This is a genomic window from Nostoc sp. 'Peltigera membranacea cyanobiont' 232, from assembly GCF_002245985.1.
Lineage (GTDB): Bacteria > Cyanobacteriota > Cyanobacteriia > Cyanobacteriales > Nostocaceae > Nostoc.
In genome coordinates this window covers 46,397-59,469 of record NZ_NOLK01000018.1, presented here as the reverse complement: position 1 = coordinate 59,469, position 13,073 = coordinate 46,397, and the positions used below count along the sequence as shown (strand labels likewise).

The 13,073-nt window shown below is 43.4% G+C and carries 10 protein-coding genes; 4 read left to right on the top strand and 6 right to left on the bottom strand.

Annotated elements, in window-relative coordinates; all coding sequences use genetic code 11:
• Positions 1–33 precede the first annotated feature (33 nt).
• The 3 genes from CDG79_RS08750 to petH all read right to left on the bottom strand — a co-directional run bounded on the left by CDG79_RS08750 (position 34) and on the right by petH (position 3,843).
• Positions 34–792, bottom strand: coding sequence for a Uma2 family endonuclease (locus tag CDG79_RS08750; protein ID WP_094341805.1), 759 nt, complete (start codon positions 790–792; stop codon positions 34–36).
• Between the two features lie 241 nt (positions 793–1,033).
• The gene (locus tag CDG79_RS08745; protein WP_094341804.1) at positions 1,034–2,320 is read right to left on the bottom strand and encodes a homoserine dehydrogenase; all 1,287 of its coding nucleotides are present in this window, start codon (positions 2,318–2,320) and stop codon (positions 1,034–1,036) included.
• Positions 2,321–2,496: 176 nt separating this feature from the next.
• A complete protein-coding gene (gene petH, locus CDG79_RS08740; RefSeq protein ID WP_094341781.1) occupies positions 2,497–3,843 on the bottom strand; it encodes a ferredoxin--NADP reductase in 1,347 nt (448 codons plus the stop codon).
• A 1,207-nt stretch (positions 3,844–5,050) separates the two neighbouring features.
• Here petH and CDG79_RS08735 point away from each other — a divergent pair.
• Both CDG79_RS08735 and metK read left to right on the top strand, forming a co-directional pair.
• Entirely contained in the window at positions 5,051–6,055 is a 1,005-nt protein-coding gene (locus CDG79_RS08735) for a phosphoribulokinase (protein ID WP_094327608.1), read from the top strand.
• 419 nt (positions 6,056–6,474) lie between these two features.
• A complete protein-coding gene (gene metK / locus CDG79_RS08730; protein ID WP_094341780.1) occupies positions 6,475–7,749 on the top strand; it encodes a methionine adenosyltransferase in 1,275 nt (424 codons plus the stop codon).
• A 226-nt stretch (positions 7,750–7,975) separates the two neighbouring features.
• Here the strand turns inward: metK and CDG79_RS08725 are convergent, their stop codons facing one another.
• Positions 7,976–8,236 carry a hypothetical protein gene (locus tag CDG79_RS08725; RefSeq protein ID WP_223278065.1) on the bottom strand — a complete coding sequence of 87 codons (261 nt, stop codon included), beginning with the start codon at positions 8,234–8,236 and terminating at the stop codon, positions 7,976–7,978.
• Positions 8,237–8,623: 387 nt separating this feature from the next.
• Here CDG79_RS08725 and CDG79_RS08720 point away from each other — a divergent pair, with 387 nt between their 5' ends.
• Positions 8,624–9,793, top strand: a complete 1,170-nt coding sequence (locus tag CDG79_RS08720) for a homocysteine biosynthesis protein (protein WP_094341779.1) — start codon at positions 8,624–8,626, stop codon at positions 9,791–9,793.
• A gap of 89 nt (positions 9,794–9,882) precedes the next feature.
• On the opposite strand, the gene CDG79_RS08715 is transcribed toward CDG79_RS08720, so the two are convergent.
• Positions 9,883–10,920: a hypothetical protein gene (locus CDG79_RS08715; RefSeq protein ID WP_094341778.1), complete on the bottom strand. Its 1,038-nt coding sequence runs from the start codon at positions 10,918–10,920 to the stop codon at positions 9,883–9,885.
• 378 nt (positions 10,921–11,298) lie between these two features.
• Here CDG79_RS08715 and CDG79_RS08710 point away from each other — a divergent pair, with 378 nt between their 5' ends.
• Positions 11,299–12,192 carry a tetratricopeptide repeat protein gene (locus CDG79_RS08710; RefSeq protein ID WP_094341803.1) on the top strand — a complete coding sequence of 298 codons (894 nt, stop codon included), beginning with the start codon at positions 11,299–11,301 and terminating at the stop codon, positions 12,190–12,192.
• A gap of 87 nt (positions 12,193–12,279) precedes the next feature.
• On the opposite strand, the gene CDG79_RS08705 is transcribed toward CDG79_RS08710, so the two are convergent.
• Positions 12,280–12,897 carry a TMEM165/GDT1 family protein gene (locus CDG79_RS08705; protein WP_094341777.1) on the bottom strand — a complete coding sequence of 206 codons (618 nt, stop codon included), beginning with the start codon at positions 12,895–12,897 and terminating at the stop codon, positions 12,280–12,282.
• Positions 12,898–13,073: the final 176 nt, after the last annotated feature.

Genomic DNA, 13,073 nt, shown 5'->3' with positions numbered 1-13,073 from the left:
GGAGTAAGGGTTGTTTTTAAGTTTAGCTTGCTATTAAACTTCTGGTTCAATGCCGAGCGATCGCAATTGAGCAGTCAAGCGATCGGCTCTTTGGCGTTCTAATTCCGCCCTTTGGCTTTCTAATTCCGCCCTTTGGCTTTCCTGTTCGGCTCTTTCCTCACCACTCAACAACAAATTACCTTGCAAATCCCACCAGCGCAACCAAGGTAATTCTGCATTCTGATAAACTCCTTGCCAAATACCTAACTCAACTCCCAAAGGCGCAATGGGATAATGTCCCCGTTCATTTGCTGGTAAAAGTTGATATTGGCTTTCAATAATGTGGTACATTTCCACACTGGCTTTATTCACTTCATAAATGCCATAAAAAGCCGGATGAATCACTTGCTCATAAATCCAAAATTTGCCCTTCCAAGGAGTTTTGTCTCGCTCTTCACTACCATCCCCGGAGACAAATTCCAATACAATTAAAGGAGCAATGTGTTCTTGCCAAAGCACATAAGAACGGCGCATTTGCCCATTCAGTGTAGGCGGTACATTCGGGACATAGAACCAATCGGGAGCTTCTGCACCTCGTTCTGGCGGGTCAGTAATGCGCCAGTAGATGCCACTATCTTGACCTATGCAATATTGCCCGTCAAGATGACGTTTTTGCAATACTGGTTTAATGGACTCCGTTATTAGAATGCTTTGGGGATGTTCCTGGAAGTTTTTCACGAAGGTGCCATCAGACTCTGGAAGTTGAGTGTGGTCTGGAAGTGTAGTACTAGTAGCTGGATTCGTTGCAGTCATAAGGCTACCCTCGCGTTTTTCGTGAGGTTTGTTATTTAGTCTACCAAAGGTAAGCACAAACAGAAATTTGAAAAAACTAAGTATTCTAGTCTGCGGGAACACTTAATAGCGATCGCTAAGGATATTTCTGAATAATAAATTACCGGGTCAGTTAAAAGAGTCCTTTTCCCAGTAGGGAATCAGAGCTACTCAATTGCTTTATCGGGTAATTTATTTTCCGGAAATCACCTAAACGATAATCTCAAAGTACGCGCAGTAAACTAGGAATGCTTTCAATCGCTGACAAATTCCGAATTTCTGCCAAAGCTTGCCGAAAATTACCCTCCCGCACATCATGGGTAACAACCACAATCTCTGCAAGTTCCCCTTGAAAGCCAGTTTGAACAATTGACTCTAAGCTAACGCCATAGTTACCAAAGCAAGTCCCCAATTTACCAATAACTCCAGGTTGATCGTTCGTGAGGAAACGGGCATAAAACCGAGTTATCAGTTCTGCCATCGGCGCAATTTGGCAATATTCTTGATGTCCACAAGTTAATAATGGATTTGCAACTGCTGTATTGGTTTTGAGGACAGCAACTAAATTCAAGATATCTGATGTGACAGCACTGGCGGTTGCACCAGCACCAGCACCGGGGCCGAAAAACATGACCTGACCGATGGGTTCTCCTTCGACAAGAATGGCATTGTAAACGCCGTTGATGCTAGCCAAAGGGTGGGCTTGGGGGACTAAGGTAGGGTGAACTCTGACGGAGAGGGGAGATGAGGGAGTATCACGTTTAGCGATCGCTAACAATTTAATCACAAATCCCAATTTTTCGGCGTAGGCAATATCTGTTTTGCTAACTTGCCGAATCCCCTCAGTATAAACGTCTTGTAAGTTGATACGTCCACCAAAGCTTAATGATGCGAGGATGGCAATTTTATCTGCTGCGTCTAAGCCATCAACATCAGCTGTCGGGTCAGCCTCCGCATAACCCAAGCGCTGGGCATCAGCTAAGACATCGTTGAAGTTGCTGCCTTCTGTTTGCATCCGCGTCAGGATGTAGTTTGTTGTACCGTTCACGATACCTGTGACAGTGTGAATCCGGTTAACACTTAAAGACTGCTTCAGGGGTTGAATCACCGGAATCCCACCACCTACAGCAGCTTCTAGCATCACGTATACGCCGACTTGATTGGCTGTTGTGAAAATTTCTGCCCCAAAGCGGGCGATCGCTGCTTTATTGGCGGTGACTACATGCTTGCCATTACTTAAAGCTTTGAGGATGAGCGATCGCGCCGGCTCCAATCCGCCCATCACCTCGACAACTATATCTACCGCCGGATCGTTGACAATCGCTTCTAAATCTGTCGTTAATACATCCGTAGATAATTCTACTGCACGGGGTTTATCGAGCGATCGTACTCCCACCCGATAGATTTCTATCTCTTGCAACAAAGGGTGACGACCAACCCTATCTTGCAACAACTGCACTGTTCCCGTTCCCACGGTGCCTAGTCCCAGTATTCCTAGTTTCACACCCACAATTTCTGCACCCAATTTCACAAATAACAATTGTAGGTAGAGCATTTGCCCTACCTACTGATTATCCTGCTTCCTTTGTCATTTGTCCTTCGTCTTTTGTCATTTGTCCTTTGTCATTGGTATTTACAAATGACTAATGACCAATGACTAATGACCAAAATGGCCAATGACTAACTTTAGTAAGTTTCTACGTGCCAGCGACCACCTTTCTTGAGTTGCTTCTGGTAATCACTCCAGGTTACGCCTTCCTTAGCAGCAGCAGCAGTTAAAGCTGCATCAATACCTTCTTCCATACCTCGCAAACCGCAGATGTAGGTGTGGGTTTTTTCATTTTTAATCAACTGCCACAATTCATCAGCATGTTCTGCTACGCGGTCTTGAATATACATTCTACCGCCTTGGGGATTTTTCTGTTCGCGGCTGATGGCAGCAGTGAGGCGGAAGTTATCAGGATATTTTTGTTGAATTTCTTCCAGTTCTTCCTTATATAACAGGTTTGGAGTTGTTGGTACGCCAAATATCAGCCAAGAGAATCCTTTAAATTGGTATTCTGGGTTAGCGGCTTTTTCAGCATCTTTAAACTGCCGCCACAGATAAGCCCGCATCGGCGCAATACCTGTTCCAGTTGCCATCATGATCACATTAGCTTCAGGATCTTGGGGTAACAACATTTCCTTACCCACTGGCCCTGTAATTTTCACATCTTCCCCTGGCTTGAGGAAACACAGGTGTGTAGAGCAAACACCGTAGACTGTTTCGCTAGTTTCTGGGTGCTTGTATTCCAACTGGCGGACACAGAGTGATACTGTCTTATCATCTACATCATCGCCATGACGAGTTGAGGCGATTGAATATAGTCTGAGTTTTTCTGGTTTACCGTTCTTATCTACTCCTGGTGGAATAATCCCAATACTTTGACCTTCTATATACTTCAAATCACTGCCAGATAGGTCAAATTTAAGGTGTTGAACAATACCAATACCGTCTTCTTTGACTAGCGGTTCATTAGATATTACCTTGCCAATAAACGGAGCATTGGGACGATAAGTGTTTACAGGAACGTCACCGTGGTCTTTTTTGGCTTTCGCTTGAGTCATGGTGTTGCCTTTCTTGTCCTTGTTCTTGAGCTGTTCTTCAGCTGGTGGTTTAGCAAAACCTTTGGTTTCACTATGAGTATTTACAGGTGTGGCTTTACCATTCCCTTCAGTGTTAGCAGTTTCCTCAGATGTAGCTAACTCGCTGACTTCGCTTGTAGCATTCCCAAGTGAGGCTTTACCATTAACTGGCCCTAGAGCAGTTACAGGCTGGATACTAACAATTGTGCCGCCTAGACGAGTGATACGTCGCATTTCTTGATTCATGCGGTTGTAAGGCACTCTGATGAACACACTGCCACTTTTGCGAATTGGGTAGGTAGTTTGATCGGTTTCTTCTCCCTGACGCAAACCCACCACTTCATAAACGAAGACGCGGCTACCTAATTCTATGTTGGCAGCACCCTCAACAGCACCTTGATTGTACATTCGTTCTACCACTCCGATAATTTACTTAACCGTTTTTCAAAAAAAACAATTCCCCTACCTTACCAGCTTTAGTTTACCGGATTTTCGTTTCACAAAACTGGCTCTGAAGGAAAAACGGCATCACTAAATTAATGCCTTGCTAAGTACACTCACCAAAGACATGCAGGCATAGCAAAAAACACACCTGTTCACCTTCTAAGGTAAAGGATAAGTCTTGTGGAGAATGTTAATAATGAGTCAATTTAATCTTTTTTTTGTTAACTACCATCTGCATCAGCGAGATAGTTTTTTACCTGACTACCCAACGAGTAACTCACGATAGCAGATATTCATAAAGAGGACTAGTTTGATTGGTGGAAGCTACCGCTCAATTTACCGCTAGAATTTGCCGTTGTGCTTGCCTACTTCAAGGGCTTAAATCGGAGAATGTCAATCTCGGAAGATTTTCTGACAATTGGTTTTACTTCACAAAATCTACTGCTCTCTCGAAATGTTGTTAGCTATATTTATGACCTGTCTATGGATAATTACATGAGTAGGACAACTTCAGCTACAAACATAATGGCAGAGATAATCGTGATTTAAGCAACTGTAATCAGTTTTACTTGATGTGAAAAATCTGTCAACCTCTATTCAGTAATTTGCTATAAACCAACGCTTCTATTTAAGCCTATCCATAACTTTACAGCCAATAATTTGACTAATGCAAGTTGTTGGCTCATTCGTTGGATAGATTTTTGCTTTGAATATCTTAAGCATTGTCAAACTGGAATTACAATTTAAGAACATCAATAAAATCGCTGCGATCCTAAATTATACCTTATAAACTTAGATTTGTAGAGTCATAAGTAGCAAAATGACAGAGGTGCAACACTCATGAGCAGTGTTGATCCCCATTTTTAAATTAACAACTAAATCACCAAAAAATGATTCATGAACCACGCTAATTCTTCTTGACAGCAATCTTGTATGGGATACCTCCTTCTGTTAAAATCAAATATACCACTAGGATTAAATACTTACCGGCACCAACATTCAGGCTAGTCCGACGAGTAGCAACTTAATTACTTTGTTGTTTACGCGCTTGGTGTCTTATAGATGTGCTAGGTAGCAAGAACGCAGGATAAACCAAAGGGGTAAACTCCTGGCTTCGGAATCTGCTGTGTGAAAAAATATTGACACAATTTTAGTATTTTAGAGGAGATTTATGACAAGTAAGCCGGAACGCGTGGTACTGATTGGAGTAGCCGGAGACTCTGGGTGCGGGAAGTCTACGTTTTTGCGTCGTTTGATAGATTTGTTTGGTGAAGATTTAATGACAGTCATCTGCTTGGATGATTATCACTCCTTAGATCGCAAACAGCGTAAAGAAACTGGGATAACTGCATTAGATCCTAGGGCGAACAATTTTGACCTGATGTATGAGCAAATTAAAGCGCTCAAAAGTGGTCAAGGGATTGATAAGCCGATTTACAACCATGAAACTGGCTTGCTCGATCCGCCAGAGCGGATCGAGCCGAATCGCATTATAGTTGTTGAAGGACTGCATCCTTTATATGATGAGCGGGTGCGATCGCTAATTGACTTCAGTGTTTATTTTGACATTAGTGATGAAGTTAAAATTGCCTGGAAAATCCAGCGAGATATGGCTGAACGCGGTCATCGCTACGAAGATGTCTTAGCGCAAATCAATTCCCGCAAACCTGACTTTGAAAAGTTTATCGAACCACAAAGAGAATTTGCCGATGTAGTTCTCCAAGTATTACCCACAAACTTGATCAAAAACGACACCGAGCGCAGAGTCTTACGGGTACGGATGCTTCAACGAGAAGGGAAGGAAGGCTTTGAACCAACCTACCTATTTGATGAAGGGTCAACAATTAATTGGACTCCTTGTGGACGTAAGCTGACCTGTTCTTACCCTGGTATGCAACTATACTATGGTTCGGATGTTTATTACGGTCGCTATGTCTCAGTGCTAGAGGTAGATGGTCAATTTGATAACTTGGAAGAAGTAATTTACATCGAAACCCATCTCAGCAATACATCCACCAAATATCAGGGTGAATTGACTCACTTGTTACTCCAGCACCGCGAGTATCCAGGTTCCAATAACGGTACTGGTTTCTTCCAAGTACTGACAGGTTTGAAAATGCGTGCTGCTTATGAGCGGTTGACAGCTACGGAAGCAAAGTTAGCGATTCAGGTTTAAAAGTAGCAGTGCTTGTGTCAAAGTTTGTGGGGGCGCTTCTGGGTGTCCCCCTTTTTTTTTGTGTTATTAAACACATTCACCCCAAAAAATAATTAGCATAAATTTATCTTATTTACACATACTTACCTTATGATTGGTGGTTTTTATCAATATCAACAAGATACTAACTACTGAAGTATAAATATTGTTATGATTTCATAAATTAACGTGAGTTCTACAGCTTATGTGGTGTTCGCCTAACAAGCTCAATCAAAAAACCTCTCAGAACCTAAAACTGTCTCTCTCCGAATCTGAGAGGGACGGACTTGAACTTTAGTTCAAGTCAGCTAGAGGTTTATAGAACTCACGTTAAATTTAGGTAGTTGAACTAAATACTCACATTTAGTCAGCGAAAAAACTCAAGTCAGGAGGAATTTGCTGTGTCTCGTCGATATTTATTTACCTCCGAGTCAGTCACTGAAGGTCATCCAGATAAAATCTGCGATCAGATTTCTGATACCATTCTGGATGCCTTACTGACACAAGACCCCACTAGCCGTGTCGCTGCTGAAGTAGTAGTTAATACTGGCTTGGTGCTAATCACTGGTGAAATAACCACCAAAGCCAATGTGAATTTCGTCAATCTCGCTCGTAAAAAAATTGCCGAAATTGGTTATACCAATGCTGATAATGGCTTTTCTGCTAACAGCACCAGCGTTCTGCTGGCTTTAGACGAACAATCACCTGATATTGCTCAAGGCGTTAACACCGCCCAAGAAACCCGCGAGCAAGATAGTGATGAACAATTCGACAAAATTGGTGCAGGCGATCAAGGTATAATGTTTGGCTTTGCCAGCAATGAAACACCAGAACTGATGCCATTACCCATCAGTCTCGCCCACCGCATTGCTCGCCGATTGGCAGCAGTCCGCAAAACAGGTGAATTGTCATACCTGCGTCCTGATGGTAAAACTCAAGTAACTGTAGTCTACGAAGATGGGCAACCAGTAGGTATTGATACTATTCTAATTTCCACCCAGCATACAGCCACTATTGGGGAAATTACGGATGAAGCGGCTGTACAAGCCAAGATTAAACAAGACCTCTGGTCAGCAGTGGTGGAACCTGTTTTTGGCGACATTGACGTTAAGCCTAACGAGCAGACACGTTTTTTAGTCAACCCCACTGGCAAATTTGTCGTTGGTGGCCCTCAAGGAGACTCTGGTCTAACAGGACGGAAAATAATCGTTGACACCTACGGTGGTTATTCACGACATGGTGGCGGCGCTTTTTCTGGTAAAGACCCCACAAAGGTAGACCGTTCTGCTGCTTATGCGGCTCGCTATGTAGCGAAAAATATTGTCGCTGCTGGGTTGGCAGAAAAAGTTGAAATCCAGCTATCCTATGCTATTGGTGTAGCGCGACCAACAAGCATTCTGGTGGACACCTTTGGCACAGGCAAAGTGGATGAAGAAACCTTATTGGAATTAATCAACCAACATTTTGAACTGCGTCCAGCAGGGATTATCCATACCTTCAACTTACGCAACTTACCAAGTGAACGAGGCGGACGTTTTTATCAGGACGTCGCGGCTTACGGTCATTTTGGGCGGACTGATTTAGACTTGCCTTGGGAACAGACCGATAAAGCCGAATTGTTGAAGCAAGCAGCAAAGGATTCACTTTCGGCAGTAGTTGCTCAAGCGTTAACTTAGACTTATACGCGACTGCAAAAACTTAGTTTATTAAAATGAGGATATAAGCAACTTCAAAAATTGCCTATACCCTCATTTATTTTTCAACTGTCACCCGTAAGGTTCAGTTAAGAATTATTAGTGGGAATTTGAGGTCTGTAGAGACGCGAAGTCAAGGCGATCGCACGCATATCGAGTAAAATCTAGAGAAATCCTGTTTAAAACATTAACCACGAACAATATTCTACTAGTTAGCGATCGCATCTTCATCCGCATAATAACATTGATCTCCATTTCTAAGCACAAAACTAGCTCCATCTGCCCCAGTCAACTCACGCGCAGACTTTCGCACAATCTCCATGATTTGCTCTAGCGTCCGTGCTAGTGATAATGCTTGAATAACCTCAATTAAATGCTCCATCCCCTGAACATAGGATATTTCAGCTTTGACATTGACACTATTAGAATCAGAAATGATGACAGGTAAAGCAGAGCTTTGAAAATTCATGTGCTTCCACCAAGAAAAAATGTTGAAGAGGAATTCAGAATAAGAGTATGCTATGGCGCAGACTTTACGCTGCGCTATCCGCTTTTTCGGTCAGAATACTCAACTGAATTCTGACTCCTGAATTCTGTTTGGATCAAAAATCAGTTGAGGTTGCGATCTCGATCGCAGTGTCTTCATTCTAAAAAATTTCCTATTTTTTATATTAGAGATATTACGGATTTATTTGAATATCTATCTAAAGAAAGATTGCAAAATCATCTTGATATCTTTTTTAGATAGCCAGTTAGATTGGCCGACAACTATTTCGAGAGGAAATTTGCAAGATTCTCTGATTTATCAAGATATCCTTCAAAGAGGAAGATAGCAGGAAGCACTAGCACTGACAAGATGCGAACAATTGCAGAAATTAACGAGAAAATTATCCGTCAACGTGCGGTAGTACTGACAACTGAAGAGTTAAAAGCACGAGTTATAGAAATCGGTGTTACTAAAGCTGCTAAAGAAGTTGATGTAATTACCACTGGTACGTTTGAGCCGATGGAATCAAGTGGTGCAATTATTAATCTCGGACACACCGATCCACCGATAAAAATTCGCCGTTGCTGGTTAGATGGCGTACCAGCATACTCTGGTTTTGGGGCAGTAGATTTATATTTGGGTGCGAGTTGTGCTGTGGAGACAACAGATGGCGAAGAAGTCCGAGAACGTGGGGGAGGTCATGTAATCGAAGATTTGATCGCTGGCAAAGCTATACACGTAAAAGCGCAAGGACAAGTAACTGATTGTTACCCCAGAGCAAGTTTTGAAACTACAGTTACTAGTGAAACGATTAATCAGTTTTATTTATTCAATCCGCGCAATCTTTATCAAAATTTTATTGTCGGTGTAAATGGTGGCGATCGCCCCCTCTTCACCTATCTCGGCCCTTTACAACCGCGTCTGGGGAATGCCGTTTACTCTAATCCCGGTGCTATTTCCCCCTTACTCAACGATCCCGATTTGCAACTCGTTGGTATCGGGACTCGAATTTTTTTAGGCGGCGGTGTTGGCTATGTCGCCTGGGAAGGCACTCAGCACTTCCCCTTACAAAAACGTTTAGCTAATCGTACACCGATTGGGCCTTCCGCCACTTTAGCTTTAATTGGTGATGCCAAGCAAATGGATGCTCATTGGGTGCGGGGTTGTTACTTCAAAAGTTATGGCCCCTCATTGATGTTAGGCGTTGGTGTCCCACTCCCTGTATTAAATGAACAAGTAGTTGAACACTGTGCCGTCCAGGATAAAGACTTAGTAGCCCCAATAGTGGATTTTTCTATTCCCCGGCGGGTTCGTCCCACCTTTGGTTTGGTGAGTTACGCCCAACTCAAATCTGGAAGGATCGCTATTGAAGGCAAAGCAGTACGCTCTGCCCCTTTAGCGAGTTTATTTTTTTCTAGACAAGTCGCCCTAGAGTTGAAAAAGTGGATTGAAGCAGGGACGTTTACCCTTACAGAACCAGTTTCGCCAATTCCGATGGAGCGATCTTTTCTACCCCAAGACCGTCGGACGGATTTTTGAGGTTGGGGAATGGGGACTGGGGATTAAAAAAATTAGTTTAACCCTAATATTTAATCTAATCCCCAATCTCCAATCCCCAATCCCTAATCCTACTCTTGAGTCGGTTTTGGTCGCTTGATAATAGGCTTAGGAGCAGGCGTTCTTGGTATAGGTTTTGACACCACAGAGATGTCGCTGCCTGCGCCTGTTTTCTTGATAGGACGAGGGGTTTCGCCACTGCGTCTGGGGGGGAATGGTTTTCTACCACCAGCACTAGCACCACCGCCACCGCCAGCACGAGGGCCACCTCTGAATGGTGGTTTGCGTTTTTTGGGCAAGTCAGCGATCGCTTCAGCTTTTTCTACTATCAAAACGTCAGCTTCTCGCTTGGCTTGAAAGTCCCAGAACTTTCCTACTGCTTTGGTCGTCAGGACACCCCTCAATTTCAATTTGAAATACTTGGGTTTGTCAGTTGGTTTGCGTGCAGCCTGCCTAATTTTGACTACTAAGCTCTTAGCATCAAAAGATTGGTATACTACCTCACCACGAACAGAAAAACCACCATCTGTTACTTCTGATGAGGGGATCGCGGGAATTGTGCTTAATTCAGAACTTTCGGATAAGCCATCATCGGGTGTCTGTGACTCTTGCAACTCTAAATCTAACTCGTCCTCATCTGTTGAGTTTTTAGCCAGATTTTCTGGCTCCCAAACTCCGACGATTTGGATGTGCAAGGTGTCATTTTCTTGTCTGGTACGTGGATATACTACCCACAAGTGTTCTTTTTCTAAATCTAGGTGATTCTTGACTAAGCTCATAATCCGGCCTAGGAGGACGGCATTGAGTTCTACACCATCTGTGGTTAGCAGCGTACCTTGAGTAAATTGTTCGCTGCTAGCATGATAGCGACCCCGGACTAATCCGATCGCTCGATACTGCATCGGTTCGCTGGGAGGCGGAATCGGTTGCTGTCGATTGGCTAAGTTGCCATTTGAGTCAGTCTCACTGGGGTTAACAGGCGAATTTTCAACTTCTTTAGAGGACTTGGCTGCTATGCGAACATTAGCGGCTGCCTCTATATTAGTTGGGCCCTGGTTAGAGGCAGAAGAATTGGAGGATTCAGGCAACGGCATCAGGTCGGAATTCATAAAAACTCCTTGCGGCGGAGACACATCCCATTGTGGGATTTTATAAAGGTAGCTGAAAAGAGCATTTGTGCGACTGATGAAAGTATATTTGCTTTTCACAAAGTCACACTAGGGTACTCTATACAATCCTAAAGGCGCTAAATTTAGTGTTTGTACATTAAACGTGTAATTTAGCGCCCTGACACTAGTTTCGGAAGCATATCATAGCTACAATTCTGACGGCTCCTCCTAAAGTCATCACTTACTTTAGCAGTGTAGATAGTTAATTGTTATAAAATTCACAGGCAATTGGCGGTATTCCGCAAAGTTTTGGAAATTTTTAACTTTACGATTTGTGTAAATGATAATGTCATTAGAGTTCAGGAGGAAGACAAAACTGTGTTTCAAACACGCAATCGCTGGATGGTTCAAGTTGTCTTGGCGCTGGCAGTTCTTGCTTTTGTGGGTGTTTCAGTGATTCCCATAATTGGAGCATTTAATAATACGCCACCCTCAAATCAGAATACCGCTAGCACCAGAGGCACTTTGCCCTCCTCTGACCAAAAATCAAAACTGGAAGACGAAGTACGGGGTTATGAACTGGTTTTGCAAAGGGAACCGGAAAATCAGACTGCACTTAAGGGCTTATTGCAGGCGCGGCTACAACTATTGAGTCAAAAAGAAAAAAGTGAAATTAAACCAGCTGATATCCAAGTTGTTATTGAACCCCTAGAAAAGCTAGCCAAGCTAAATCCCGAACAGTCAGAATATTCAGTGCTACTGGCTCAAGCGAAACAGCAAATAGGCGATCGCGAAGGAGCCGCTCAAGCTTATCGCACGATTTTGTCCACAAAACCGGGCGATTTGAAGGCTTTGCAAGGAATGGTGGCTCTGTTAATCAGTCAGCAACGCCCGGAAGCAGCTATTGGTTTGCTGCAAGAAAGCCTCTCTAAAGCAGCCCAAGCAAATACAATTCAGCCGGGAAGTGTAGATACAGTAGCCGTGCAAGTGCTGTTAGGTTCTGTTCATGCTTCCCAGAAACGCTATGCTCAAGCTAGCTCTGCTTATGACCAGGCAATTAAGAAAGATCCTAAAGATTTTCGCCCTGTTGTGGCAAAAGCGATGCTCCTGAAACAACAGGGCAAAAACGCAGAGGCAAAACCTTTATTTGATAGTGCCGCAGCTTTAGCACCTGCTCAGTACAAAGACGAAATTAAAAAGGCAGCAACTGCTTCCCCCATTCCTAATCGGGCTCCATCTCCCGCACCTTCATTGAAAAGTACTCCGAAGTAGGGAATTGGGAATTGGGAATGGGGAATTGGGAATTGAGTATAGTTATTCTCCTTGTCCCCTTGTCCCCCTGCCCCCTGCCTCTTCCCCTCACGCTCCCTCAATGGCAGCAACGACACCAAAGACTAAAAATAAGCATCCGCCAACAAAGGTGAGTTGACGCTCAGAAATGCGTCCGGCAATCATTTTGCCGCCGATAACTGCGATCGCTGCACAAATGGCATGTCCTAAAATTGCACCTATTGTCACTCCAATTGGATTATTACCTGCGGCTAGGGCAATGGTGGCAATTTGGGTGCGATCGCCCCACTCGGCCATAAATGTCAATATAAAGGCTTCTATGACAATTGCTAAGGGGGTCTTTTGTTTTGGTAACTCCAAATCTGCTTTCTTCACCGCAGCTTCGGCTTCTTCTACAACTTCTGGATTGGAAGTAGCAGACATTTTACTAGCGTCATATAACAGCTTGATACCAAAGGCTATAAATAAAGCTATTTCGGCGTAATGAATATAAACTTTTGGCAACAGAGATACTGCTTGTCCAAATAGCACCGAAAGGATTGTCATCGCAGCTAAAGCAGCTGTCACCCCGACAAACACCAGCCGCCGAGGATGGTGCATTGCCAAAATCACGGCAATAAAAAATGTTTTATCGCCTAGTTCGGAAACTGTAATTAATAATAAAGCTGCGGTAAAAGCTGTTAACACTCTCTCAAGCTCCTGAAGAATCGTTTACCGATGTGAAGCTTGATGAGAACCAAAAGACCTCACCAAGTTTACACTTTTCGGTGTGAACTTAGTGAAGGTCTCGCTTTCAAATATTTACTTGCCATCTGAACCAGGCTCATCGCCAGTATGTTGATTCAGATGTACTGGCTTTTTAT